This window comes from Variovorax boronicumulans (assembly GCF_040544675.1).
GTDB lineage: Bacteria > Pseudomonadota > Gammaproteobacteria > Burkholderiales > Burkholderiaceae_C > Variovorax > Variovorax boronicumulans_D.
In genome coordinates this window covers 60422-87176 of record NZ_JBEPKK010000016.1, presented here as the reverse complement: position 1 = coordinate 87176, position 26755 = coordinate 60422, and the positions used below count along the sequence as shown (strand labels likewise).

Annotated in this window: 21 protein-coding genes; 4 read left to right on the top strand and 17 right to left on the bottom strand. The window is 66.8% G+C overall.

Going from position 1 to position 26755, the window contains the following annotated elements:
* Positions 1 to 48: 48 nt before the first annotated feature.
* From ABIC90_RS23295 to ABIC90_RS23275, 5 genes are all read right to left on the bottom strand, one after another.
* A complete protein-coding gene (locus ABIC90_RS23295) occupies positions 49 to 1029 on the bottom strand; it encodes an alpha/beta hydrolase family protein (protein WP_354358341.1) in 981 nt (326 codons plus the stop codon).
* Positions 1029 to 5993 (bottom strand): CapA family protein, encoded by a 4965-nt coding sequence (locus ABIC90_RS23290; protein WP_354358339.1) that lies wholly within the window; start codon positions 5991 to 5993, stop codon positions 1029 to 1031. The genes ABIC90_RS23295 and ABIC90_RS23290 overlap by 1 nt, the downstream gene beginning before the upstream one ends.
* Positions 5994 to 6102: 109 nt before the next feature.
* On the bottom strand, positions 6103 to 6606 hold the full coding sequence (locus ABIC90_RS23285) for a DUF2147 domain-containing protein (RefSeq protein ID WP_354358337.1): 504 nt from the start codon (positions 6604 to 6606) through the stop codon (positions 6103 to 6105).
* Positions 6607 to 6774: 168 nt separating this feature from the next.
* Complete coding sequence (locus ABIC90_RS23280) at positions 6775 to 7308, bottom strand: GNAT family N-acetyltransferase (RefSeq protein WP_354358335.1); 534 nt, start codon at positions 7306 to 7308, stop codon at positions 6775 to 6777.
* 4 nt (positions 7309 to 7312) lie between these two features.
* Entirely contained in the window at positions 7313 to 7912 is a 600-nt protein-coding gene (locus tag ABIC90_RS23275) for a helix-turn-helix domain-containing protein (protein WP_354358333.1), read from the bottom strand.
* Between the two features lie 171 nt (positions 7913 to 8083).
* Between ABIC90_RS23275 and putA the strand changes: the two genes are divergently transcribed.
* Positions 8084 to 11818: a trifunctional transcriptional regulator/proline dehydrogenase/L-glutamate gamma-semialdehyde dehydrogenase gene (gene putA / locus ABIC90_RS23270; protein WP_354358331.1), complete on the top strand. Its 3735-nt coding sequence runs from the start codon at positions 8084 to 8086 to the stop codon at positions 11816 to 11818.
* Between the two features lie 209 nt (positions 11819 to 12027).
* Here putA and ABIC90_RS23265 read toward each other — a convergent pair whose 3' ends face one another.
* The 12 genes from ABIC90_RS23265 to ABIC90_RS23210 all read right to left on the bottom strand — a co-directional run bounded on the left by ABIC90_RS23265 (position 12028) and on the right by ABIC90_RS23210 (position 24953).
* Positions 12028 to 12420, bottom strand: a complete 393-nt coding sequence (locus tag ABIC90_RS23265) for a carboxymuconolactone decarboxylase family protein (protein ID WP_354358329.1) — start codon at positions 12418 to 12420, stop codon at positions 12028 to 12030.
* Positions 12417 to 13115, bottom strand: a complete 699-nt coding sequence (locus ABIC90_RS23260) for a phytanoyl-CoA dioxygenase family protein (protein ID WP_354358327.1) — start codon at positions 13113 to 13115, stop codon at positions 12417 to 12419. Before ABIC90_RS23260 ends, ABIC90_RS23265 begins: the two co-directional genes overlap by 4 nt.
* A complete protein-coding gene (locus ABIC90_RS23255; RefSeq protein ID WP_354358325.1) occupies positions 13112 to 14332 on the bottom strand; it encodes a lipopolysaccharide biosynthesis protein in 1221 nt (406 codons plus the stop codon). Before ABIC90_RS23255 ends, ABIC90_RS23260 begins: the two co-directional genes overlap by 4 nt.
* A gap of 4 nt (positions 14333 to 14336) precedes the next feature.
* A complete protein-coding gene (locus tag ABIC90_RS23250) occupies positions 14337 to 15629 on the bottom strand; it encodes a hypothetical protein (RefSeq protein ID WP_354358323.1) in 1293 nt (430 codons plus the stop codon).
* Complete coding sequence (locus ABIC90_RS23245) at positions 15626 to 16702, bottom strand: glycosyltransferase (RefSeq protein ID WP_354358321.1); 1077 nt, start codon at positions 16700 to 16702, stop codon at positions 15626 to 15628. Before ABIC90_RS23245 ends, ABIC90_RS23250 begins: the two co-directional genes overlap by 4 nt.
* A gap of 17 nt (positions 16703 to 16719) precedes the next feature.
* Positions 16720 to 17886, bottom strand: coding sequence for a polysaccharide pyruvyl transferase family protein (locus ABIC90_RS23240; protein WP_354358319.1), 1167 nt, complete (start codon positions 17884 to 17886; stop codon positions 16720 to 16722).
* Positions 17887 to 18951, bottom strand: coding sequence for a hypothetical protein (locus ABIC90_RS23235; protein ID WP_354358317.1), 1065 nt, complete (start codon positions 18949 to 18951; stop codon positions 17887 to 17889).
* Entirely contained in the window at positions 18948 to 19661 is a 714-nt protein-coding gene (locus ABIC90_RS23230; RefSeq protein WP_354358420.1) for a sugar transferase, read from the bottom strand. The genes ABIC90_RS23235 and ABIC90_RS23230 overlap by 4 nt, the downstream gene beginning before the upstream one ends.
* 300 nt (positions 19662 to 19961) lie before the next feature.
* Positions 19962 to 22214, bottom strand: coding sequence for a polysaccharide biosynthesis tyrosine autokinase (locus tag ABIC90_RS23225; protein WP_354358315.1), 2253 nt, complete (start codon positions 22212 to 22214; stop codon positions 19962 to 19964).
* Entirely contained in the window at positions 22211 to 22666 is a 456-nt protein-coding gene (locus ABIC90_RS23220) for a low molecular weight protein-tyrosine-phosphatase (RefSeq protein ID WP_354358313.1), read from the bottom strand. The genes ABIC90_RS23225 and ABIC90_RS23220 overlap by 4 nt, the downstream gene beginning before the upstream one ends.
* Positions 22663 to 23817: a polysaccharide biosynthesis/export family protein gene (locus tag ABIC90_RS23215; protein ID WP_354358311.1), complete on the bottom strand. Its 1155-nt coding sequence runs from the start codon at positions 23815 to 23817 to the stop codon at positions 22663 to 22665. The genes ABIC90_RS23220 and ABIC90_RS23215 overlap by 4 nt, the downstream gene beginning before the upstream one ends.
* A 932-nt stretch (positions 23818 to 24749) precedes the next feature.
* Positions 24750 to 24953, bottom strand: a complete 204-nt coding sequence (locus tag ABIC90_RS23210) for a hypothetical protein (protein WP_354358309.1) — start codon at positions 24951 to 24953, stop codon at positions 24750 to 24752.
* 387 nt (positions 24954 to 25340) lie between these two features.
* Between ABIC90_RS23210 and ABIC90_RS23205 the strand changes: the two genes are divergently transcribed.
* The 3 genes from ABIC90_RS23205 to ABIC90_RS23195 all read left to right on the top strand — a co-directional run bounded on the left by ABIC90_RS23205 (position 25341) and on the right by ABIC90_RS23195 (position 26727).
* A complete protein-coding gene (locus ABIC90_RS23205; protein ID WP_354358307.1) occupies positions 25341 to 25703 on the top strand; it encodes a hypothetical protein in 363 nt (120 codons plus the stop codon).
* A gap of 126 nt (positions 25704 to 25829) precedes the next feature.
* A complete protein-coding gene (locus ABIC90_RS23200; protein ID WP_354358305.1) occupies positions 25830 to 26267 on the top strand; it encodes an Hsp20/alpha crystallin family protein in 438 nt (145 codons plus the stop codon).
* A 58-nt stretch (positions 26268 to 26325) separates the two neighbouring features.
* Entirely contained in the window at positions 26326 to 26727 is a 402-nt protein-coding gene (locus ABIC90_RS23195) for an Hsp20/alpha crystallin family protein (RefSeq protein WP_354358418.1), read from the top strand.
* Positions 26728 to 26755 lie beyond the last annotated feature (28 nt).

The following is a 26755-nucleotide window of genomic DNA, read 5'->3' as shown; positions in this document are numbered from 1 at the left end:
CGGTTTCTTTCGTTTCTTGATTGTTGTGTCTTGTTTCTTGTGCGGCGCCTACTGCAGCGCCGCCTCGCGCGCGCACAGCGCGGCCGTGTTCAGGCCGATGCGGTCCTTCAGGTCGTGGTACAGCGGCGGCTCGGCCGCATGCGTCCTCAGCTCGACGCGGTGCCCCGCCTTGGCGACCGCATCGCCGAAGCGCTCCTGCAGCGCGAAGGGCGTGTTCCTGTCGTCGGGGTTGCCGATCAGCACGATGCGCCGCGACGGGTCGCGCGCGATGCCGCTCACATGGTCCAGCGGGTCGTAGAACTGCGTGCTGCCCGTGGTGTCGGTGCGCCCGTCCCTCGACTGGCCCAAGAGGCGCGCACGCTCCAGCAGCCCGTAGGCGCCCGAGGTCAGCACCGCGCAGGCCACGCGCGTGCGGCCCATGGTGAGCAGCGCGGCGCCCGCGGTGGCGCCGCCGCTGTGGCCCAGGATCACGATGCGCTGCAGCCGGTGGCGCTGCATCAGCGCATCGAGCGCCGCGTCCAGCGCGTGGAATTCCACCGGCTCGCGCCGCCTGCCGTGATCGCCCGACGAGCCGTAGGTGCCCGGCCTCGCCATGAAGATCCACGGCACGCCCGCGCGGTCGCGGCTGCGCTGCGCGTCCAGCGTGCGCTGCGGCGCGGTGTTGCCCGGAATGCGTTCGGGCGCCTGGTTCATCACGCTGTCGCGGTCGCCCGAGAACTGCACGATGGCGATGCGCGCGCCGTCGATGTCGCTGCTCGCGAAGTAGCGGATGCAGGCCGGCCCCTCGACCGGCTGCACCCACAGGTAGCCGGGCCGGTCGGGGCAGTTGGCGCGGACGGCCGGCTGGTTCCAGTGCAGCAGGTCGTCCTCGACGAACGCGGAGGGCGTGCGCGGCTCGGGGCCGGCGCGCTGCGCGCAGGCGGTCTGCGCGAGCGCGAGCAACGCGACCGCAAGGGTGCCCAGCACCTTCGAGGCCATGCGGCGCGCCTTCGGCGGCAGGGCGCGCCATGCCGGTGTGTTGCGGTTCATCAGGCGACTCCGGGGGGTTTGGGGGCCACAGCCGGCGTGGGTGCCGGCGCCGTGCCGAGGTCCGGCAGGGGCCGCGGCGCAACGCGGCGGATCACCAACGCCGGCGGCGGAGGCGGCGACGACGACGACGCATCCTGCTGCTTCACCAGGTCCTGCACGATCTGCCAGAGCTGCATGCCGTTGGAGCCCTTGAGCAAGACCAGGTCGCCGTCGGCGATGGCCTCGCGCAGCACGCGCCCGAGCTCGGCGAGCGTTTCGGGCGCCTGCACCACCGAACCCGGCGGCAGCGCCGCGGCCAGCCGCTCGCGCAGAGCGCGCATGTGCGGCCCACGCAGCAGGACCCGCGCAGGCGCGCATTGCACGATGGGCGCGACCAGCTCCGCGTGGTAGCGGGCCGCATCGTCGCCCAGCTCCAGCATGTCGCCGAGCACGAGCACCTTGCGCCCGTCGGCGCACGGCTCGTCGGCCACCATGGCGAGGGCCGACACCATCGACAGCGGATTGGCGTTGTAGGTTTCGTCGATGAGCCGCACCCGCCGCCCGCCCAGCGAGAGCGCCAGCAGCTGGCCGCGTCCGGCCACGGCCTCGAACGACGCAAGCTGCGCCGGCACCTTCGCCTCGTCGAGCGCCAGCGCGTGCGCCACCGCGAAGCACGCCAGGCTGTTGACCGCCATGTGCCGCCCCTTGGCGCCCAGCAGGTACGAGAAGCTGCGCCCGCCATGGCTGGCCGTGACCCGGCCCGTCGCCGGGTCGTGCGCTTCCAGCCGGATGTCCGCCGACGGCGCGGTGCCGTAGGTCAGCACCGTGAGCCGGCGCGCGCGGGCCCGCCGGACCAGGTAGTCGAAGTGGTCGGTGTCGGCGCACAGGAGGGCGATGCCGCCGGGCCGCATGCCCTCGAAGATGTTGGCCTTGCGCCGCGCGATGTCCAGCACCGTCTGGCCTTCGGCCAGGTGCGAGGGCGCGATGTTGGTGACGATGGCCAGGTCGGGCTGCACCAGCTTGATGTTCTGGAACTCGGGCGCGTTGATGCCGCTCACCGCGGTCTCCAGCACGACCAGGTCGGTGTCCGCCGACACGTTCGCCAGCATGGCGAGCATGCCCACGCGCGAGTTGTAATTGTCCAGCGTGGCGAACACGCGATGCGACGCCCCGAAGGCATGTGCCAGCATCCGGCACACCGAGGTCTTGCCCGCGCTGCCGGTGATGGCCACCACGCGGCCGCGCAGGCGCTGCCGCGCCGTGGCGCCCAGTTCGATGAGCGCGTGGATCGGATCGGCCACCTGCAGCACCGGGAAGTCCGGCGCGAGCCCTTCGACGGGCTCGGACACCACCGCGCCGGCCAGGCGCGGCTGAAAGCGCACGAGGTGCTTGGACCAGTCCCACTTCAGGCGCTCCGGCGACACCGCATAGCGCTCGTGCATGGCGCGCACCGGCTCGCCGGACACCACGAACAGCGACGGCCCCGGCAGCATGTCCAGAAAGGTTTCGCTGCGCGGCACCGAGCGCACGAACCACCCGGGCGGCGGCGCCACCAGCCAGGTTCCGCCGGTCGCCGCGGCCACCTGCGCGGCGTTCCACGTCTGGCCGGGCACTTCGGACGCGCTCGGCAGGTCGGGCGGCAATTCATGCGGGGGCGTGGCGCGGTACTGCGGCGGCGGGGGAAAGGTTTCGACCGGCTGCGGCGTTGCGCGGCCCTTGCGGAGCGCGAACGCGATGGGCGCCCCCACCGGCACGCGCCCGTGGCGCCCTCCGCGGCCCACCAGGCCCACCACGAGCTGCAGTTGGGCATCGTGCAGCGTCTTGCCCGCGGGCGGCCGCAGGCCGTAGCGATCGCGGTAGATGGTGCCGGGCTGCCAGCGGCTGGTGGGCCACATCCAGTCGCAGGGGTCGTGGTCCATGCCGGCCCCCCACGAGGGCATGGTGGCGGGCGCGACGGGCACCGCGCGAATGTCCAGACGCCAGTCGGCGTCGACGGGCGCATCGGCTTGCCAGTAGCTCTCGACGAACAGCAACTGGCGACCTTCGAGCGCCTGCGGCGTGGCCCGCACGCCGAGCAGCCGGAGCGGCCCGAAGGCCACGGGCGAGGCGAGCCGGGCGTCGTCCGGCACGGTGGCTGCGCACCATTCGTCGCGCGCTACCGTCACGGGCCGGATCGCGTCGGCACGAACAGAGGCTTCAGGCGCGGCCGGCAGCGCCTCTTGCGTGCGCACCCTGTGCGGCGGCTGCAGTTCGAGCACGCACTGGCCCGAAGGCGCCATGGTGAACGCCGAGCCGAGCTCCGCGCTCTTCTGCAGGAACCGGCGCGCCGAGGCCACGGCGCGTTCGCCCTGCAGTTGCACCGTCTGGCCGAAGCCCGTGCCGATGGGCGTGAACATCACGCGCCGCACGCCGTCTTCGCCCAGTTGCAGCGAGAACACACCGCCTTCGTCGTCGTCGCGCCGGATGGCATCGAACAGCAGGTCGCCGGCATCGTGGACGATGGGCCGGCCCCTGTGAACCTCCACCCCCTGCAGCATGTGAGCCGACGCGCCCAGCACCGCGTCGGCGCCGGCTTCGATGAGGGCGTGGCCCACGGCGATTTCCTCGCCGCCGGGCGCGGGCTCCTGGTTCTTTCCCCAGTGCACGGCCACCAGCACCACATGCGCCTTCGCGCGCACGGCCGCAATGCGGGGTGCCAGGCATTCGAGCCACGCGGCGGGCGCCGACAGCGGCAGGTAGGCACTGCCGCCCACGGCATCGCCGGCCGCAAAGCGCGGCTGCGTCGCGTCGATGGAGAACACCGCCACGTTGAGCGCGCCCACGCGGCGCAGCACCGGACGCAGCGCGGCCTCGCGCGTGGCACCGGTGCCGGCGTGGCCGATGCCCGCGGCGTCCAGCAGGCGCGCCTGCTCCAAGAGCGCATCGACGCCGTAGTCGCCGCTGTGGTTGTTGGCGGTGGTCACCACCTGGATGCCGGCCTCGGCGAGCACGCGCAGCATCTCGGGCCGCGCGCGGTAGTAGTACGGGGTGGCCTCGTCCTTCTGCACGCCCTGCGTGCCGAGCGTGGAGACCACGCATTCGAGGTTGACGATGCGCAGGTCCGCCTCGGCCAGCACCGTGACGCCGCCGAGCACGGCGGCAAGGCCCACCTCCGGCGTGCGGTAGTGCTGCCTGCGCCCCAGGTTGACGTCGCCGCCCCAGGCCACCACGGGGCCGTCGGCCGGCGGGAGCAGCGCGGGTGCGGCTGCAGCATCGGCTGGAGCCGGGCTTAGGGCGCCCGCGCCTTCGTCCGCAACGCCATCGCCGCTCTTGGCCTGCAGCATCTTCAGGTAGGCCACATAGCCCGAGAGGTAGTGCTCCACATCGTCGATGCGCACCCGAAAGCTGTGGTGCTTGATGAAGAACGAGCCCGCGACCCGGTCGGGCTTGCGGAAGAACATCGCCAGCTCGGGCCAGAAGTGGCCGTTGGCCAGGTAGCGCGCGCGATGCTCCAGCGCGCGGTCGAAGGCCTCGCGGTCCAGGCCGGCCAGCAGCGGACGCAGCGCGGGGTCGGCCTCCATGCGCAGCACCATCTCGCGCGCGGCCATCATCAGTTCGAGCAGCGTGGGAAAGGTGGTGATGCGCTCCAGCACGAAGCCCAGGTAGCCGGCCACGTTCCGCACGCCGAATTCGTAGTACCGCTGCTCGGGCCGGTAGCGCGTGAGCTCGTTGACGCAGTAGCTCAGCCAGTGGTCGTGCGCCTTCCAGTGCTCGGCGGCGATGAAATGCCCGAAGGCCTTTTCGACCACCGCGAGCCAGCGCGGATCGCGCGTGAGCCCATACAGCCGCATCAGGCCGAACGCCGCCTCGCCGTCGTAGTAGATGACGCGAAAGGCGTCCTTCACATCGAGCCCAGGGTGGTTGAGCACATGCACGAAGCGCCCGCTCGCGGGGTCCTGCATGGCGCGGATGCCCAGCGCCAGCTGCTCCATCAGCGGCCGGTATTGCGCATCGCCGGTGAGCTCGGTGTACTTGACCAGCGCGAGCAGGCACACCGCGTTGCCGCCCAGCTTGATCTCGTTGCCGACGTCCAGCAGAAAGGCGGCCGGCGTGCCGTCGGGCAAGGGCATCCGGCGGATCAGCCGCTGCGTCAGGAAGGCCAGCGAGCGGTCGATGGCGGCCTTTTGCGCGGCGCTGCGCGTGAGCTCCCAGGCCTCCAGCATCGCGTAGGTGGAGCTCGCGTGGCGCAGCGTGTTGTAGGTGGGAATGGCGCGGTCGAAGCACGGGAACCAGCCGTAGTGGAACTCGCCCGTGGGCTTGACCTGTTCGGCCAGGTAGCCGCTGGCCGCGTCGATCATCCGGCGCACCTGCGGGGCGTTCCAGTCGTCCAGCCGCCTGTAGCCGGCGGCCTGCCCTTCGGCGGTGAGCGGCCATGCGCCTTCGGCATCCGCATACACGGCGCGGGTGGTGAAGGTCCACACGGGCGCGTCATCGTCCGCGGGAAAGTCGATCTCCGCGCCGAAGCGGCGCCTGGCATGCAGGCGCAGGTTCTGGAGGTTGGGCACCGCATGCTCCACCTCGCCGCTGTAGAGCACCGCGCTGCCGTGCATTTCCTGCGCGAGCAGGGCGTGCTCGAAGCGCGCGTCGAAGGCGATGCCCTGGTTGAAATAGTTGCGCTTGGTTTGCGCCAGCTTCGCCTTCAGCGCGCCCCAAGTCAGCGGCGTGACCTGGTCGACCAGCTCGGCGCGCAGGCGTTCGGGCGGCCGGTCGGCACGGGCGGCCTGAACCGCGAGCGCATCGGCGGCCTGCCGCCATGCCGCGTCGATGCCGGACCCGCGCCCGGTCACCACGCGGGCCCGGCTCTCGCCCTCGCCCATCGCAAGGAACACCACGCACCCCGCGTGCGCGGTGGCCGGCAGCATGGCGGGCAGCGAGCCTTGCGGGTCCGCCAGGGCTTGCCGGGCGCGGTGGATCAAATCGGTGAGGGAGAGCGGCTCTTGGTTCATGCGCCGCGAATGATGACAGGCCGAGGCACGGCCTGCCATACCGGGGAGGCATGGTTTTCGAGGAGGCCGGCCCTGTGCAGCCGTTTCTTGACCATGCGCCGCACCTCGTTCAATCCCCGCCCGCCCGCACCCAGCGCTGCGTCTTGCCGAACACCGGCAGCCCCACATACGCATGCAGCATCAACTCGCCCGCCGGATTGCCCGCGGTGCTCACTGACATGTTGCAGCTGTAGGTCTTGCCGTTCTCGCGGTTGTAGATCTGTCCGGCCCATTCGGTGGGCGGGCGGGCGGGGTCGGCGGCATCGACGGGCGCGAAGTCTTTCAGCAGCGTCATGCCCAGCGCGGGGCGCCGGTCGGCGGCCTGCATGTCGCCGCCGCCGGGCGCCATCGATCGGTTGCCCAACACTTTGGTGACGGTGCCGCACAACGCGGCGCCGCAGGGCGCGACCTCCACTTCGAGGTTGCCGTTCGCGGTGATCCAGCGGCCGCGCGGATCGGTGGGGGCGGAAGGCTGCGCCTGCGCGGCGAAGGTTGCTGCGGCGAGCAAGATGCCGGCGGTCAACGCGCGGCCTGAACGATGGAACAACGGGTGCTGGGTCATGGCGAGCTTCATGTCGGAGTGGATGAAGCCGCCATTGCATCGCAGCGCATGCGTGCGGATGTGTCGAGCGCGAACTGATTGGTCGCGCTGCGTATCTGGCGCTGCGCCGGACAAAGAGCGATACAAATCCGCGCTGCGCATCGCGGCCGTCGCGGCGCGCAGCGGCGATGCGCGCCCGGTTCAGGCCTGCAGCGCGCGGTAGAAGAAGGTGGTGCTGCACAGCCCACCCTCCGGCAGCAATGCAAACCCCGGGATCACGCCCACGCGCTGCCAGCCCATGCGGGCATACAGCCGTTCGGCCTCGGCACCCGATGTGTCCAGCACCAGCAGCGTCTTGCGGTGTGCGCGCGCCGCATCCTCGGCCGCCTGCATCAGCAGCGCGCCCAGGCCCCGGCGTCGCGCGCGGCGATGCACCAGCATCTTCGAGACCTCGGCACGGTGCGGCTGGTTTTCGGGCTGATCGAGCACAAGCTGCACGGTGCCCACGATGCCCTCGGCGTCTTCGGTCACCAGCAGCACGCGCTCGCCGCGCGCCACGCCGTCGGCCACCTTGCGCCAGAACGCGACGGCGCGCTCGCGTGTCAGCGGCCGCATGAAGCTCACCGAGGCGCCGCCTTCCACGCAGTCGATCAGCAGGTCGGCGAGCGCATGGACCTGCGCGTCGCTCACGCTGGAAAGCACGCGGGCTTGCGGGGTGTCGTTCGTTGTCGTCATCGGTTCATCTCCAGGAAGCGGCCGCCGTGGTGATCACGACGGCGTAGCGGGCGGTCTTGCGGGTGGGGTTGTGATAGCTCATCGGATGGTCGAGCGCCATCGCCAGGCAGTCGCCCGCGTCGAGGCGGTGCAGCACATCGCCCACGGTGACCTCGATGCGGCCTTCGAGCACCCACACCTGCTGATGGATGCGCGGCTCGCGCGCGCCGGTCTCGTAGGCCACGCGCGCCTTGGGCGGAAAGCTCACCTCGACGATCTGGATCGGCGAGACCGCGCCGGGCGGCGAGACATTCCTGCGCACGTAGCCGGAATGCGGGTCGCGCCACTGCGGTTGGTCGGCCAGGCGCGAGACCGGGCTCGCGGCGGGCTCAGTGGCTTCGAACAGTGCGGCGAGCGGAACGCCCAGTCCGGTGGCGAGCTTTTCGAGCACCACGGCGGTGGGGCTGCTCTCGCCGCGCTCGATGAGCGAGATCATCGAACGGCTGACGCCGCAATGCACCGCCAGCGCGTCAAGCGAGAGACCGCAGGAAGCCCGCAGGTCGCGCACCCGCTGGGCGATGCGGTCATTCAGGCTGGGGGACGATGGCGCTTTGTCTTCTTTCATACTGGATCGAATATCCAACATACAAGAAACCGAGTCAAGAGCCGGAGCCGCGGCGGGGCACCTCGATCCCACATGACCGTAGTGATTTGCTCGGCAACCCGTGCATTCTTCGCACACATATTCGTTCAGCGGATTGAGATCATTCAGCTTCTCACCAGCTCGAGCCCCCCTATGCCTGCACCCAACGCCGACCCTCTGCCCTCTTTGTTCACGTCTTTCGCCGATGGCCTGACCGAAGCGTCCGCCTTGCGCGCACAGATCACCGCGGCCTGGCGCCGCCCCGAAACCGAGGCGCTCCCGCCCTTGCTGGAGCAAGCCCGCCTTCCGCCCGGCCAGGCGGAGGACGCCCATGCCCTCGCCCACCGCATCGCCCAGCAATTGCGCGACCGCAAGAACGCCGGGGGCCGCGCCGGCCTGGTGCAGGGCCTGCTGCAGGAATACGCGCTCTCGTCGCAGGAAGGCGTCGCGCTCATGTGCCTGGCCGAGGCGCTGCTGCGCATTCCCGATGCCGACACCCGCAATGCGCTCATCCGCGACAAGATCGCGCACGGCCAGTGGCAGTCGCATGCGGGCCGCAGCCCCTCGGTGTTCGTCAACGCGGCCACCTGGGGCCTGCTGCTCACCGGCAAGCTGGTGGCCACGCACAGCGAGTCGGGCCTGTCCAGCGTGCTCACGCGCCTGATCGGCAAGGGCGGCGAGCCGCTGATCCGCAAGGGCGTGGACATGGCGATGCGCATGATGGGCGAGCAGTTCGTCACCGGAGAAACCATTGAGCAGGCGCTGGACAACGCGCGCGAGCTGGAGGCCGAAGGCTTTCGCTATTCGTACGACATGCTCGGCGAGGCTGCGCTCACCATGGCCGATGCACGGCGCTACCGCATCGCGTACGAAGACGCGATCCATGCGATCGGCAAGGCCTCGAACCATCGGGGCGTGTACCAGGGGCCGGGCATCTCGATCAAGCTCTCGGCGCTGCACCCGCGCTACAGCCGCGCGCAGCATGCGCGGGTGATGGACGAGCTGTACCCGGTGCTGCGCGAGTTGACGCTGCTCGCGCAGCAGTACGACATCGGACTGAACATCGACGCGGAAGAAGCCGACCGCCTCGAACTCTCGCTCGACCTGCTGGAGCGCCTGTGCTTCGAGCCCGCGCTCGCGGGGTGGAACGGCATCGGCTTCGTGATCCAGGGCTACCAGAAGCGCTGTCCCTTCGTGATCGATTTCGTCATCGACCTCGCGCGCCGCAGCCGTCACCGGTTGATGGTGCGGCTGGTGAAGGGTGCCTACTGGGACAGCGAGATCAAGCGCGCGCAGATCGACGGGCTGGGCGGCTATCCGGTCTACACGCGCAAGGCCTACACCGACGTGTCGTACCTGGCGTGCGCGCGCAAGCTGCTGGCTGCGCCCGAGGCGGTCTACCCGCAGTTCGCAACGCACAACGCGCACACGCTGGCCGCCATCTACACGATGGCCGACCCTGCGCGCTACACGCCGGGGCAGTACGAGTTTCAGTGCCTGCACGGCATGGGCGAGCCGCTGTATGAACAGGTGGTCGGGCCGCTGAGCCGGCCGTGCCGCATCTATGCGCCGGTGGGCACGCACGAAACCCTGCTGGCCTACCTGGTACGGCGGCTGCTGGAGAACGGCGCCAACACCTCGTTTGTCAACCGCATCGCGGACCCGACGATTCCGCTCGAAGAACTGGTCGAAGACCCGGTCGCGACGGTCGAGCGCATGGCGCTGGACGAAGGCGCCATCGGCCTGCCGCACCCCGCCATTCCCCTGCCTCGCGCGCTCTACGGCGCACAGCGCACCAACTCGCAAGGGCTGGACCTTGCCAACGACGACAGCCTGCGCGCGCTGGGCCAGACCTTGCAGGCCACCGCTGCAGAGACGTGGCGCGTGGAGCCGCTGCTCGCCGGCGCGGCGGGCGATGCGGCGTCGTCCCGCCTCTGGGCCGATGTGCTCAATCCCGCCGACCACCGCGACGTCGTGGGGCGAGTGCAAGACGCAACGCTGTCCGATGTCGAGGGGGCCGTCGCCCAGGCCGAAGGCATCGCAGCCACATGGGCCGCCACGCCGCCCACGGAACGCGCAGCCCTGCTCGACCGCGCGGCCGACCTGCTCGAAGCGCAACAGCCGCGCCTCCTGGGCCTGCTCGCACGCGAAGCCGGAAAAACCTATGCCAACGCCATCGCCGAAGTGCGCGAGGCGGTCGACTTCCTGCGCTACTACGCCGCGCAGGCGCGCAGCGATTTCCACAACGACACGCACCGCGCGCTCGGACCGATGGTGTGCATCAGCCCGTGGAACTTTCCGCTGGCGATCTTCACCGGCCAGGTGGCCGCGGCGCTCGCCGCCGGCAATCCGGTGCTCGCGAAGCCCGCCGAGCAGACGCCGCTGGTCGCCGCGGAAGCGATCCGCCTGCTGTGGCAGGCCGGCGTGCCGCACGCCGCCGTTCAACTCTTGCCCGGACGCGGCGAGACGGTGGGCGCCGCGCTGGTCGCCGATGCGCGGGTGCAGGGCGTGATGTTCACCGGCTCGACCGATGTGGCGCGCATCCTGCAGAAGACCTTGTCCGCGCGCCTGGGTGCCACAGGCGCACCGGTGCCGCTCATCGCCGAGACAGGCGGGCAGAACGCGATGATCGTGGACTCGTCCGCGCTCATCGAGCAGGTGGTTGCCGATGTGATGGCCTCGGCCTTCGACAGCGCGGGCCAGCGCTGCTCGGCATTGCGCGTGCTGTGCGTGCAGGAAGAAGCGGCGGACCGGCTCATCGACATGCTCAAGGGTGCAATGGCCGAGAGCTGCATCGGCAACCCCGCGCGGCTGGCCGTCGACGTGGGTCCGGTGATCGACGCCGAAGCCCGCGACAGCATCGAGCGCCACATCGCCACCCTGCGCAGCCGGGGCCGCCGCGTCTACCGGCAAGGCCGCGAGTTCGGCCACGACACCCGCGAAGGCACCTTCGTGATGCCCACGCTGATCGAGCTGGACAACATTGCGGAACTTCAGCGCGAGGTGTTCGGGCCGGTGCTGCATGTGGTGCGCTACCGCCGCCGCGACCTGGGCGCACTGGTCGGGCAGATCAACGGCACGGGCTACGGCCTCACGCTGGGCGTGCACACGCGCATCGACGAGACCATTGCGCAGATCGTGGACCATGCGAAGGCGGGCAATGTCTATGTGAACCGCAACATCGTCGGCGCGGTGGTGGGCGTGCAGCCCTTCGGCGGCGAGGGCCTGTCGGGCACGGGGCCGAAGGCGGGCGGGCCGCTGTACATGGCGCGCTTGCTGTCGAGGCGGCCTGACGATGTGCTGGCGCGCGCCGTCGATGGCGGTGCAGCCACGCCGAGCCCCGCGTTTTCTGCCCTGGGCCGCTGGGCACGGGAAACCGGGCGCGGCGCTTTGGCGGCCCAATGCCTGCACTTTGCGGGGCTGTCGCGCGCGGGCTGCTCGCGCACGCTGACCGGCCCCACAGGCGAGCGCAACGTCTACACGCTGCTGCCGCGCGAGGCAGTGCTCTGTCTGGCCGATACAGAGGCCGACAGGCTGGCACAACTGTCGGCCGTGCTGTCGGTGGGCAGCACGGCGATCTGGCCCGCCGACGCGGATGCACAGCGTCTTCGCGCATCGTTGCCGGCCGATGTGCAGCAGTCGGTAGTCGTTGCGAACGACTGGGCATCGGAGACCGTTGTGTTCGATGCCGTGCTTCACCATGGGGAGGCGGCCGAACTTGCGCGCGTGGTTCAACGCGTTGCGTCGCGCGCCGGGCCTATCGTCGGTGTGCGCGCGTTGGCATCTGGCGATGTCGGCATTCCGCTCGAAAGCCTTGTGGTCGAGCGAGCGCTCAGCGTCAACACCGCGGCGGCTGGTGGCAACGCCAGCCTGATGACCATCGGCTGAAAGTCGTGTTCAGGGCGTGTGCACAGATCACCGGGTGCTCTGCGCACCTGGGCACGCTGCGAGTGCATCGCCGATCAACGAATGCTCTGAAGACGATCGCGCCGATGGTGTGCTCCACGCAGCGAAATCAAGGAGGAGGCCCGCAGGGCCGGGGGACATTCGCGGAGGGGAGTACACCGTCGGCGCGGTCGGCGCCCTGAACGAAAGCCCTACTTGTCGAACGAAGGATCGACAGGCACGCGGTACCCGTTGACCAGCCGGTTGGTCTCGTTCGCCATCCCCACCACACCCATCAGTTCGCCGAACATCTCGGGCGTCATGCCTGCCTTCTCCGCACCCGCGTGATGGCTCGCGATGCAGTAGCCGCAGTTGTTGGTCACGCTCACCGCGAGGTAGATCATTTCCTTGACCACCGGATCGAGCGCGCCGGGCGCCATCACTTCCTTCAAGCTCGCCCAGGTGCGCTTGAGCGTGGCGGGGTCGTTGGCCAGGTACTTCCAGAAGTTGTTGACGTCGGGCACATTGCGCGAGGTCTTGATGTCGTCGAACACGGCCTTCACTTCCGGCGAGGCGTTCTGGTAGTCGATTGCTTGGGGTTTCATCGGATCTCCTGGGTCAGCGAGGTGCCGAGGGTAGCCTGCCCGCCGCGCCATGCAAGCCCAGAGGATTCCAGCGTCCCATGCACCGGCGACGCCCGGCGCCCCGACGTGATCTCGTCGTCGGCATACAAGATCGCGAAAGCCCTGCGCTTCTCGTCGACGTTCGCGCCCGGCACCGCGTGGTGCAGCGCGCGGCAGTTGAAGGCCACCATGTCCCCCGCGTCGACCTCGTAGCCCACGATGTCGAAGGCCCGGCGGTTGGCCTCGATGTCGCGCACTTCGACGCGGCCGGCCCAGCCGCGTTCCGCCTTCCACAGGTGCGAGCCGCGCACCACCTCGATGGCGGTTTCGCGTGGCATGTGATCGAGCGGCATCCACACGCGCACGATGCGGTGGCTGTCCGCCAGGCCGCAGGACGTGTCCTGCTGCCAGGGCGCGCCGGCCGCCGGGTGGGTGGTGGTGGCGGGGTGCGACTCGAACAGCCGGTCGTGGACCCACCGCAGCCGCTGGGTGTCGGTCAGTTGCCGCGCGACCTCGCCGGCGCCCGCGTCGAACATCGCCTGCTCGTGCGCGATGCCGTCCTGCGCGCGCCGTACCCACTCGGGCGAGATGATCTGGCGCAGGCACACCACGCCGTCGCGCAGGAAGCGCAGGCGCTCGTCCATGCGCACGTCGCGGAGCATCGGATGGGCCGTCATGCAGGCCTCGGCGCTCTCATCAAGACGAACAGCCAGCCGATCATCAGCGCGGCCATGCAGGCAAAGCCCAGGGTCATCGCGCGGATGGTGTGGATGTACGAGACCGGCGGCTCGGCCAGTGCCATGCAGACGCCGAACACCGCGGCGCCCACCACCGAGCACACCAGCAGCGCGCCCGGCCGCGACGCAGCCCTGAAGCCGGTGCGCAGGCACATGGTCAGGCCGAAGATCGCGGGGGCGTAATAGAACGGCGAAAAATCCATGTGGCGGTAGTTCTCGCCGAAGGCCAGCACCACGAGATGCGGACCCAGCAGGCCCAGCGCCACGCCGCCGATTTCGGCGACGGCAAAGCCCAGCAGCACGAACTTGACGAAGAGCCCGAAGGCTTTTTTCCGGTCCGTCGAATGCCAGCCGGCCGCCAGCTGCGGCAGCAGGTAGTAGCCCAGCGCCGCCAGCACGTACTGCATCGGCAGCAGGAAGGTGATGTAGATCTTGAGCAGCCCGCCCTGCTGCGCATCGGCCGAGGAGCCCAGCAGCAGGATGGCGCCGCCGGTCATGATCCAGCTCATGAACTGCGAGAGGCTGGCCTTCCAGCCGTAGCCCATGGACGCACGCACCGTGAGCGCCTTCGCCGTCTTGGCCGCGGGAAGAACCGGCATGACATGGCGCAGGTTCAGCACCACCAGGAGCAAGAAGGGCATCTGCAGCAGCGACACCCAGAGAAGCGCCTCGCTCCAGCTCGACGGCCTTTCGATGCCGAGCACCGCCACATACCCCGCGCCGACGAGCACGCCGGTCACGCACAGCATGGCGTAGCGCCGGCCGGTGAAGAGCAGCGTGCGCGAGATCCAGAAAACCTCATAGCCGACGATCAGCGCCACGCCCACCCAGCGCACCTCGCCCGGAAATACGGCGAGCTGCCAGGCCAGATAGCCCGCCAGCGAGAACACCACCACCAGCCCCCAGCTCGTCCATGCGGCCGCGCGGTTGGCATAGTGCCGCTGGATCAGCAATGGCTCGTGCACCATGGCCGTGTGCAGGATGTACTGGAAGCTCGCCACCGCCAGGAACGCCGAGGCCACGCCGAAATCCGAAGGCGACAGCACGCGCGCCAGCGCAAAGCTCAGCAGCAGCTGGCTCGCGCTGTAGATGCACTGGTCCGCGACGGCCCATACGGGGCCGCCGAGTCGCTTCCTGAGTGCGGAGAGCCGCGCCATGTGTCTAGTCGGAGACGGACAGCAGGAACGGATAGGCCGTGGCCTTCACCGCAAACCCACCCTCGGCGCCGCCGGTGCGCGGCCCGCAGCTGCCGCGCCGCATCTGCGGGAAGAAGTCGACGCGCGTGCACTTCTTGCCCTCGGCCACGGGGACCGTCAGATTGCGCTCGGTGTTCTGCGTCCACACCACATGCAGCAAGGCGTTGTCGCGCTCGAGCACCAGCCGGTTCGCGCCCTTGTCGTCGGCGTACGAGACCTTCCTGGCGTGCTTCGCGATCTTCAGGAATTCGGTGAGCGCGGAGAAGGCTTCTTTTTTCTCGCCCGCGTTCGACATGATCCCGAAGTTGTCTTCCTTGGAGAACGACGAGCGCCCGCGGTCCTTCCATGCGTAGAGGTTCAGCAGCTTGATGTCCGCCGCCACGTTGATGAGGTATTCGCGGAACACCAGCGAGGCCTGCGTGCTCCGGTTGCGCACCGGCAGGTACGAGGCATAGCCCCACTCGGAGATCACGATGCCGGTCTTGTGCAACTGGCGCTGGTCGAGCTGCGCCCGCAGCTTGCCGTAGTCCGCGAAGGCGGTCTCGGGCACGGGGCGGTACGGGTGGATCGAAATGTCGGTCAGGCAGTCGGAACTGGCAGCCTCGACAAAGGCGTCTTCCAGCGTTTCGGGCACCTTGTCGCCCACGAAGGGCATGTGCGCAAAACCGTAGCCGACGACGATCTTCGGCTGCAGCTTCTGGCGCGCCATGTCGGCGCACAGCTCCGACGACGCGGCCTTGAAGTTGGCCATGAACTCTGGCTTCAGAAAGGTCTTGTGGTCGGGCTCGTTCCACACTTCCCACACGGCCACGTCGGCGGCGTTGGCCTTTATGAAGCCGGTCGCAAACTCGGAGAACCGGGTTTCCCTGCGGCTGCCGGGGCGCAGGTCTTCGGGGTTCTGGCCCCAGATGGCGCTGCCGCCGAAGAGCGTGACGATGGCTTCGAGCCTGGCGTTCTTGACCCGCTTGATCAGGCGCGGATAGTCGATGGACGACGGGTTCACGCTCTTCAAGGGCGGCCGCGCGCCGAAGCGCACGAACTCGAAGCCCGCGGCGCGGATGTCGTTGAGGTCGGCATCCGTGACGGTGGCGGGGTCGATCTGCACGCTGAGCGCGACGGGGTAGTCGGTGGCCAGGCTGCTCACGCCGCGCGTGTCGCGGGCCTGTGCCGGGTGCGTGACAGCGACCGACGCTCCCACGCACATCAGCAGGCACAGCTGCAGAAAAAAGCGCCGGCCGTGGCCGCGAAAGATCTTCATCGGACGACCGACTCCTTGTACAGATTGACGATGGCGGTGTTCATCCGCTGCGAGGTGAACTTCTCTTCGAAGATCTGCCGGCCGGCCTCACCCATCTGCCGCAGCGACGCGTCGGAGAGCCCGTCGATGTCGCGCAGCACCTGGTCGATGTTCGCCAGCGAAAAAAGCCGCCCGCTCCGGCCGTGCGCCACGATGTCCACGAGGCCGCCCACGTCGGATGCGAACACGGCCTTGCTGCGCGCCATGGCCTCGACCGCGACGAGGCCGAAGCCTTCCCAGCGCGAAGGGACGATGGTGGCGTCGCAGTCGCGGTAGACGGCGTCGAGCGCGTCCTTCTCCAGCCAGCCCTTGAACTCGACCTGCTCGGACTGCGCGAGTTGCAGGTCGTTGCGAACCGAGTCGCCCACCACGATGAGCCTGAAGTTCGGCCGCACCCGCACGTAGGCGTCCAGCAGCGCATCGATGCCCTTCTGGCGGTCGAGCCGGCCGACGAAGAGGATCTTTCGCTGTGCGCTTGTCGCCGGCTGGCCCTGCGCCGGTTCGGCGCTTGCCGCAGGCGCGAGGCGGTCGATGCCGTTCGGAATGCACCGGCACCCCTGGATGCCGAACTGCTCGGCGATCCGCGTCTCGTGGTCGCTGATGCAGATGATGGCGTCGGTGCGCCAGGACAGCAGCCGCTCGATCCAGCGGTAAGCCAGCTTCTTGTAGGCCGGGCCGGTCTGGTCGAAGGCCCAGCCGTGCGAGCAGTAGACGATCTTCACGCCCCGGGGAATCTGCCCGAGCAGCGCCATCGCCCGCACCACGCCGCCCGCGATCGAGCTGTGCAGATGCAGCACGGCAGGCCGCTCCGATTCGATGATGCGGCGCACCTGGCCCGCATAGCCCACCAGCGCCGACGCCTTGCGGGCGGTGGGCACCACATGGGTGTTCTCGGCGCCCAGCCAGTCGACCCGGCCGGGCAGGATGAACTTCACCTGGGTGATGTCGGGCGAGCTCTTCTGGAAGCCCGAGACGGTGCGCAAATAGGTTTCGAGCCCGCCCTTGAGCGTCTCGGCAACATGCAGTACTTTCATGGCGGTTCAGTCGGCCGTCAGATCAGCGCGTGCGTGCCGGCGATGACTTCGCCCTGCAGCTCTTCCAGCCGACGGCGGTCGGGGTTCTTCTCGCGCAGCAGCTTCAGCACCGAGGCCTTGAGATCGTCCGGGCGCGGCGACAGGTCGAACAGGTAGTCGGTGCGCCCGGTGAGGCGGAAGAAGGACTCGACCTTCTTGTCCCAGTTCATGCCGACCGAGGGGATGTTCAGGCTGTAGGCCACGATGTTCGCGTGCAGCCGGTGCGCGGCTATGCACGAGCAGGCGCTGATGAGTTCGACCAGGTCGTCCGGCCGCTTGGGCACCAGGAACGAGGCGCCCTCGGCCGCGGGCTGCTGCGCGGAAATTTCCGCCAGCACGCGGTTGTCTTCGGCCGCGCCGTTGGTGAAGTAGAGGATGCGCGCGCCCTCGGCCCGCAGCGCGTCGGCCAGGTTCGAGAAGAACTCGGCGGACGTGCTGGCGGTGGTGGTGCCCGCGTCGGTGCTGCGGTATTCGGAATTCATCACCAGCGCATCGAGGCTGCTCACGCAGATGCCCACGTCCCACTTCTTCTCGGCGGCGAGCTCTTCGGAAAACGCGCGCTCGCAGACCAGCGCGGGGTCGGGCACCACCGCGATGGCGGGCCTGGGCACCTTGAAGACATCGTGCAGGTTCTTCGCCGATTCGGCGTCGCGGGTCGCAAAGAACACCGGCGCGGCGTTCTTCAGGAACTTGCCCACCAGCGCCCTGCCCCCGCGCGACCACTTGGCCGTGACGCCCACCGACACCACCGCCACGCGCTTGCCGCGCAGCAGCCGGCTCAGAAAGTAGAGCTTCGAGGGGAAGTTGAGCGCCACGTCGCAAAACAGCTGCCCGCCGCCGACGATGACCAGGTCCGCATCGGCGATGGCCGCGCGCCACGGTGTGCGCCAGTGCTGCAGGTAGTTCTTCAGGCAGTACGCGAACACGATGGCCGAGCGCAGGAAGGCCGGCAGCTTCTGGAAGACGCCGAACGCGCCGCCGCCGCGCAGGTTGTCTTCGTCGAAGCCGTGGCGGCCGGCGATGTCCAGAAATTCGACTCGGGCTTCGGGATATTTGAGGCCGGCAATGTGCGCCAGGGACGCCGCGATGACCCCGTCGCCCAGGTTGTCGCTGAACGGCACGGCACAGATCAGGATTTTTTTCATCTATCTGGAGCTCGGTTGAATCGGTTTGCCCTCGGACACCTTGATCGCGACGAGGTAGAGCATCACGGAGGTCAGATGCCGGGTGAAGCTGCCGAGATCGGGTTCGAAAATCAGTTGCACGAGGATGTGCGCAATGAAAAGGCTGGAGAAAAACCGCAATTCGAATCGCGGCGGTCCGTGCCTGGCTCTTTTCTTGGCCTTGTAAAGAATGAACAGCATGGTGGCGATCATCAATTGCATGAAGAAATCGCTCGCCGTCTGAAAATAAAGCACCGGCGTCATCAGTACCGTGGCCGCGTAGCCGTAATTGATCAGGAACCCTGGGCCGGTGGCCGGCGACGCAATGTTGGTGAAAGCGGTTCGATTGTCGCTGCCGATCTGCTCGGCATAGGCGTTGGAGGTGTCGCGCGGCGATTGCAGGGTTTGCAAAATGCTCGAAGGCGCGGCCATGACCGCTGCAACTACGAGTGCGCCGGCAATCAGGTGGTATTTAATCGGCCGGCGCCACAGAAAATAAACGATGAAAAACACGCCGGCAATCAGCAAATAATATTGCCGCACAAAGATGCCATACACCGTGTACAAAAACAGAAACGCTCCAAATGTCATCCATTTCGATGTCTTGAAATAGATGGCCGACACGGTAATGAACATCGTCATGATGAGCACCACCGTTTCCTTGGACGGCGCAAACATGTTCAGCATGATGCAGGGCGCAATCAGCAGGAGCCTCGAAAACAAATCGCCCGCTCTCTTGATACCCTGCGTTGCGAACATCAGGAATACCGCGCTCACCGCGCAGGTAAATACATCCAGATTGTCCAGACCGATCAGCCCGAACATGGCCGCCGTGATCGCAAATGAATTGTCGATGTCACCGGCACCTCCGTAATTGAGGATCTCGATGATCTTGGCGGAGTCCACGCTCCATTTTTCCGGCAGCGAATCCCGGAAATAGGCATAGATGACCGTGTAGATCAACACGATCACAAAGCCGGTCATCGCATAAGGATTGACCCGGCGCGTATTTCTTCTTGTTGGATATCCCTGAATCGCGTGGTTCACCGCGACCCGTGGCCGACGGCGACCACCCAGATGGTGCGCAAGAAGATATCGACGTCCTTCACCGGAGAAAGCGTTTCCACGTACTTCACATCCAGCGCGACGCGTGCGTTGTAGCTCAGCTGATTGCGGCCACTCACTTGCCACAGGCCGGTGATGCCGGGCCGCACCGCGCAGTAGTGCGACCAGTTCTGGCCGTAGAGGCTCTTCTGCTCGAGCATGCAGGGGCGCGGGCCGATCAGGCTCATGTCGCCCATGAGCACGTTCCAGAATTGCGGCAGTTCGTCCAGGCTGGTCTTGCGAATGAATTTACCCACGCGGGTGATGCGCGGGTCGTCTTCGAGCTTCTGGAATTCTTCCCACTGCTTTCTGGCCTCGGGGTTGTTTTTCAGGTGTTCTTCGAGCACCTGGGCGGAATTCGGCGTCATCGAGCGGAATTTGTAGAACCTGAATACTTTTCCGTTCTTTCCATAGCGCGGCTGCGAATAGAAAACCGGCGATCCCGAACTCGCGCGCACAAAAAGGCCGATCAGCACAAATAGCCAGCCGAATGCGCAAAGAAAGAAAAGCGCGGCGGCAATGTCCACCGACCGCTTTCCGATTTTCAGCATGGCCGGATGATGGATCTGCTTGGCCGCAGTGTCGCGCAGCCTTTCCCCATTCATGTCCCAGCCTTGGGGCACGAGCGAATCTTCGGTGTGAATGTTTCTCATGGAATTCTCCATCCGGGTCTGTAGCTGTTCATGGTGGCGCACCTTTCCTCATGCGGGCGAAATCGCCAGCATCTCTCTGGTTATGGCCTGATTTTTTTTGGCCGACACGATCCGCACAATTGCCTCGGAGGATCTGCGGTGCAGATCCTTTTGCGCGGCCAAATATTCGATGGACGTACTACAAATGAATCAACATTGATTTTTAATACCTATTTACTCTGAATACGATTTCATTAGAAATTGATGTTCAGGGTGAATTCACAGGTTCTGCAATTCAATTTAACCCCACTTCTTCACGCTCTAGGTGGAATCCCTGTTGGTATTGTATGTATATTGTAATTGCTTGTAAGCGCCATATTTATATCCCCCACTGCCGGCATGGCGGCGCGTGAGGTCTATAGCATTCAGAATGACGCCATTGACCGCGCAACCTGCGTGCGCCAGCCTTCGAACGCTTTCATTCAATTCACCCAATTGGGTTTTTTCCGCGCGCGCAACCAATAACAAGGTACTGGCGAGTGGGGCGACCGAAGCGGTATCGGCCGCCACTAGGACCGGGGCGGTGTCGATGATCACCAGGTCGTATTGGGGCGAGAGCTTTTCCAGCACCTGAACAAAGGAACTGCTGGTAAGCAGCTCCGCCGGATTAGGCGGCAGCACGCCGGTGGTGATGACGTCCAGGTTCGGCAGGCCCGAGGGCCGGATCGCCTGTTCGGGCGCGAGCGTGCCTGCGATCAGTTCCGACAATCCCGAAGACCGCGGAATCGAAAGGAACTGGTTGACGCGGCCTTTTCGCAAGTCGGCGTCGATGAGCAGCACGCGTTTTCCGGTGGCCGCGGCAATGGTCGCGAAATTGACCGAGATGAAGGTCTTGCCCACGCCCGGCGTCGCGCCCGTCACCAGGAGGCGGTTGTCGGTGGCCTCCAGCATCGCGAACTGCAGCGCGGTTCGCAGGCTGCGCAGGCTCTCCACCGCCGGGTCTTCGGGCTGCAGGTGCGAGAGCACGTGCAAGCCGGGCGCCTTGGCGTCGATGCGCCGGTCGATCGCGCGCTGCGCCGCGCTCAGCGGAATGCTGCTGTACACGTTGAGCCCGGTGTGGGTCTCGATCTCGCCGGGGTTGCGGATGCCGCCGAAGAAGGAAGCGCGCGCCACCGCCGCCGCAACGCCCGCCGCCAGCCCGAGGAAAGCGGCGAGCAGGACCACCAGCGCGGGCTTGGGCCACACCGGCTCTTCCGGAACGATGGCCTCGTCGAGCAGGCGCACATTGCCCACCTTGCCCTCCTTGGCCAGCCGCATCTGCAGCGAGCTGTTGAGCAACGACACGTACAGGTCGGTGTTCACCTTGATGTCGCGCTGCATGCGCACGGTGTTCTGCTGCAGCTCGGGCATCTTGCGGATGCGCGCGTCGATGCCGGCGATGGCGCTTTTCCAGGCCTTCACCTGTGCATCGAGCGTCTGGATGCTCGGGTGCTCGTCGGTGAAGCGCGCGGCGAGTTCGCGGCGCTTCTGCTCGGCCTCCAGCAGTTTGGATTGCAGGTCGACCGTTTGCGTCAGCGCGTTCCTGGCCTCGTCGTCCAGGCTCACCGTGCCGTTCTGGTTGCGGTAGCGGTTGTAGGTGTCTTCGGACTGCTCCAGCTGCTTCTTGAACTGCGGCAGCGCCGTATCGAGGAAGCCCAGCGTCTTCTCGGCTTCGGCGGCCTTGCGCTCCATGTTCTGGCGCACGTAGAGACGCCCGATCTCGTTGAGCAGCTGCGTGAGCTTTTCGGCGTCGGGGTTCTTCCAGCTGACGTCGAGCACGCCCGACTGCTTGCCCTTTTCGACCACCTTCAGGCTGTCCTGCAGCGACAGCAGCGTCTGCTGCGTCGACGAGCGCACGAGCGTGAACTGCGCGCCGGGCTTGCCGGCGATGTCGCTCACCATCAGCTGGATGCTGCCCTTGGGCACATCGGCCACGAGCAGCTTGCCGACCGTGCCCTTCATCGGCGTTTCGATGTCGGGGTTGCTCAGCTCGTACTGGCCGTCGGCGCCGAGGGTGAGCTTGAAAGGCTTGTCGTCGAAGTCCGCGGGCACGTCGAAGCGCGGCACCAGGATGCGCTCGGTGCCGGTCACATAGCCGGACAGGCCGAGGAAACCCGGCTCAGACAGTTCGGTCGCGCGGCGCGAGAGCCAGTTGCCCACCACGGGCGCGTAGCGCGGCCGCGCGCTGATGTAGAGCTTGGTGTTCTCCACCGCCTTGCCCAGGATGGCGCGCGAACGGAGGATTTCGATCTCGCCCGCCGCCGGCGTCTTCACGCTCAGGAGCGACGAGGCTGCATCGCCCAGAAAGCTCCCCGCCGAGTTGCCCGAGTCTTCCACCTGCACCGCAAGGTTCGCCTCGTACACGGGCTTGGCCATCAGCGCATAGGCCACGCCCAGCGCCAGCGCGACCGCGAACACGGCCGCCACCAGCCAGCGGTTGTCCACCAGGATGTCCAGGTACTCCGCGGGATTGATTCCGTCGCCGTCGTCTTCCAGCGCCTGCATCGGCACGGCGGCTTGCGAGGGTACGTTCATGTCGATTGCTGCTCGGGTTGTGTGATTTTCAGAATGCGGTCGGTCCATGCGCGCGCGCCGGACTCGATCTGCGCAAGCACCTGCGCGAACACGAGCTCGCTCTGCCGGTAGGGGTCGGGCACGTCCTGGCTCATGTGTTCGGCCAGGCGGAACACCTTGCCGCGCACGAAGGGATAGGCCGACTCCAGGTGCCGGCGCTGCGCCAGATCCATCACCAGGATCAGGTCGGCCTGGCGGCACAGCAGCTGGCTCACCTGTTGCGCGACGTGGCCCGAGATGTCGATGCCGCGCTGGCGCATCAGCTTCTGCGCGGTCGGGTCGGCCGGCTGGCCGATGAGCGCGCCGGTGCCCGCGGACACCACGCGCAGATCCGGCAGTCCCGCGGCGAGCAGCCCCTCGGCCATGGGGCTGCGGCAGATGTTGCCGATGCAGACGGTGAGCACGCTTTTCATCGGTTGTTCACGTTGATGCGGTCGGCAATGTCGAGCACTTGCGCGGCCGGCAGGATCAGGCTGGCCACGCGGTTCCAGCTCACCAGCGGCACCGAGTCGATGTAGACCACGTCGCGCGGCTGCAGCGCAAAGCGGTCGGCCAGCGCCAGCGCGGCGGGGTTCTTCGCGTTCAGGTGAAACACCGAGGGCCCGCCCTGCGCCCGGTTGCGCACCACGTAGATCTGCCCGGTGTTGGCCGTGCCCAGGCTCGCGCTGCCGGCTTCGCCGAGCGCCTCGTTCAGGCTCAGGCGGCCGTTGTGCATGGTCAGCGCCGAGGGGCGCAGCACCTCGCCCATGACCACCACCTTGTTCTCGTCGCGGTTGCGCACCTGCACCATGTCGCCGTTCTGCAGCGGAATGTCGGCCGCGGTGGCGCCCAGGTCCTGCAGCCGGGGCAGATCGATGAGCGTGGTGCGGTCACCGCGCGTGAGCGTGACGAAGGAGCGGTCGCCGTTGGCGGTGATGCCGCCCGCGCGGTTGAGCGCTTCGGCCAGCGTCATCGGCACGTCGGTGAACACCTGCAGGCCCGGCTCGCGCACTTCGCCTTCGACGAACGCGCGTCGGCTTCTGAACGACTGGATGCGCACCGTGACCTGCGGCGCCTTGATGTAGGTGGCGATGCGCTGGGCGATGAGGTCGGAGGCCTCGATTTCGGTCAGCCCCTGCAGCTTGACGCGGCCGATGTACGGAAAGCTGATCTGCCCCGTGGCGCCGACGATGAAGCCCGGCGCCACGCTGATGCCCGTGGGGTCGGCCTGCTGGCTGATGACGGCGCCGGCGCTGGGCAGCAGCTCGGGGTGGTCGTAGACGATCACGCCCACCACGTCGCCCGGGCCGATGGTGTAGGCCGGCGCCTGGCCGAAGAGCGCCTTCACGTCGGGCGAAATGGCGGTGGGCTGCGCGTCGGCCATGGCGCGGATCAGCGCCGGCGAAATGGCCGTCATCGCGCCTTCCGGTGCGCCGTCGGCGGCAAGCGCCGGCGGCGGGCTCTGGTCGGGCTCGTAGGCGCCCACCGAGCCGAAACCCGGTGCGCAGGCCTGGAGCATCGACGCGACGGCCAGGGCGACGGTCCACCCCATCAGGTACACGTAGCGTGTCAAATTGAACTCCATTGCAAAACTGGTTTTTCTTTCAACTGCGGTTCATATGCAAAGGTCGAGCCCGGTTTGCGGGACGCGTCCTTTTGCCGCGGTGCACCTGAAGCCAGGCGAATGCCTTGGAGCGGTGCACGATGAAAACTGAATTGTCGCTGCCTCGGATAACCCCGTTTTTCGTGGCAAAGACGAAATATGAGTGTCAATTCGTGGACCGGCCGTGTCCGGCACGGTGTTTCGCGGCACAGCTGCTTCAAAGGCCCCTTTTTCATTGGAGAAAGAGGTCTTGAAACTTCATTCCGGAATCCAATTTTTGCGACTGGAATAAGCACTTATTAATTACCTCCGACAGTGGGGAGATCGTGGTGCCCACACCACGAAAGTCGTTCTTTCAGGGTTTTTGATCTTGCATGCGGTTTTGTAAGAATTTGTGAAATCCTTACTTCTCCAGAGGGAGATGCCAGGCAACCGGGCAAGGTACCCTCCGCAGGTGGTAGGCGGCAGCACCATTTCAGTGAGATCGAAAATGGGCTTCGCGCCCCATTTCGATGACTTGTAGGTTTTTAGATTTACTCGGAAATTTCGCCCCATGCCGAACCACAAAAGCACCAGGAATGTGCAAGCATCGCGCGAGAAATCAAATGAATAATTTCAGCTTCAATTTGAATTGAAGTTCTTGTAATGTTTTTTAATTCAGTCATCCGGGCGACATGAATATTTCGCGGCACGGTCATGCAGGGCGCGTCTAATTGTCTTGGCGACAGGACAAATCAAACAAAAGAATTCATATCCGAAAGAAACGCCATTGCAGGCGAAATCGGAGAATTGCAGGCGCTTATTGCGCGGCAAGACGCATGGCTCGGCAGGAAGCCAGGTGAAATGAAAAAGGCCTCACCGGGAGGCCTCTGATCGAGCGGGCGAAGGCAGCGGAGGCCGCGCCAGGCGGTGCTTTACTGCTCTTGGTCGTCCCCGACCTGACCGAGCTGGTTCTTGGCGGAGCGCACGCCCCGCAGCACAAGAATGAGCGTGACGCCAACCAGCACCAGAAACACGGCCAGCGCCCAGCCGCCCATGCCAAAGGCCCACCACCAGAACAAACCGCTCAGGGGCAACAGCACCAAGGCCAATAGAAGTTCGATGATGATCAAGCGCATCTGTCTCTCCCCTTCGCTCAAGCGCGTGTGTAGTTCCTGAACGTGTAAAAAATCGCTACGCGCGGCGGGTGCGAGAGGATAGCCGAAGAAAAGACAAGCATAGGCAGCCCATCGGGGGCTGCAAGGCGAGTATCGAAACCGAAGCTGCGCGCCGCCTGACCGCGGCAACGCACAGCGACTGCGGCAGCTCAGTCTTCGATGGCCCCGATACCTTGCCGCTTGAGTTCCGCAGGGTGCTCCTGCGAGGTCTTGGCTGCGCCCGGCGCCCGTCACCGAAAAATCGGAATCGTCCGACATTCGATGCGGCACGCCCCGCCTTACATTCCCGGCTCCTGCACCGTCTTGCGTTTCGTCACAGATCGGTCGACCGAAAAAGGAGCTATTGAAATGACCATGACCTTGCTCAAGCAAATCGCGGGTTCCCGACTGCCCGCGTCGTACTACCGCAACGAAGACATCGACGCCGTCCGCGTGCTGCGCGCCGCCGGGCTGGTCGTCGCGCTGGTTCCCTCTCGCACCAACGATGCGCCCTGCAGGTCGGACGCCTGGCCGGCGGCCCAGGTGCTGGCCATCACCCAGAAGGGGCGCGAAGAGCTCGCCCGCTTCGACTACCCCCAGCCCCTGCCCCGCCCGCCGCGCTGGCGGTTCCGGATGCCGAAGATCAAGACGGCCGGCTTCGGCCCCTTCGGCGCCGGGTCCGCGTCGTCCGCTTCATCCTCCGCCTCGCGCGAAACCGCCAGGCCCCAGTAAGACACCCGGCGCGGCGTGCTGCAAAGGGGTCTTGAAACCCGTTTTGCAGCACCTAGATCACTCCACGGAAGCGCGGGAACGCTCCCGTGCTCCGTTGTCCAACTTTTTTCGACGGAGGTTTTCGCCATGTATCGGTCCTTGTTTCCTCGCGACCTGTTCGCGGAGATGGATCGCCTGCAGCGCGACGTGCAGCAGGCCTTCGATCTGTCTCCCACCATCCGCGGCTTTGCCCGCAACGGCTTTCCGGCCCTGAACGTCGGCAGCACGCCCGAAGCACTGGAGATCTATGCGTTTGCGCCGGGCGTGGACCCGGCCACGCTGGAGCTCAGCCTGGAGCGCGGGCTGCTCACCATTTCCGGCGAGCGCAAGAGCCCGCTGCCCGAGGCCGGCGAGAAAGCGGCGGTTCACATCAACGAGCGCTTCGAGGGCGCGTTCCGCCGCGTGATGACGCTGCCGGACGACGCCGACCCCGACGCCGTGGACGCCAGGCTGCAGGACGGCGTGCTGCACATCACCGTGCAGCGCCGTGCGAGCGCGCAGCCCCGCCGAATCGCCATCCAGTGAACTTCGACGAAAAAATGAAGGAATGAACGAAGGAAGGAACATCGCCATGAACAGCACCATGCAGAAATCACCCGACGCCTCCGCCGTAGCCGCCGGCCGCGCGCAGCAGCCGCACGCCCGCTACAGCGAAGCGGCACTGACGCCGGCCGTGGACGTGATCGAGGACACCAACGGCATCACGCTCTACGCGGACCTGCCCGGCGTGAGCCGCGACAAGCTGAACCTGCACGTGGAAGCCGCGACGCTGACGATCGAAGCCGAGTCCGACCTCGCCGTGCCCGAGGGCCTGAAGACCAGCCACACCGAAGTCGGCCTCGGCCGCTTCCGGCGCGTGTTCACCCTCAGCAAGGAACTGGACACGCAGAACGTTGCGGCCGAGCTCGCGCAAGGCGTGTTGAAGTTGCGAATACCCAAGGCCGCGCATGCGCAGCCGCGGCGGATCGACATCCGGGTGAACTGAAAAAATTGGACAGCTTCGGCTGTCCAAT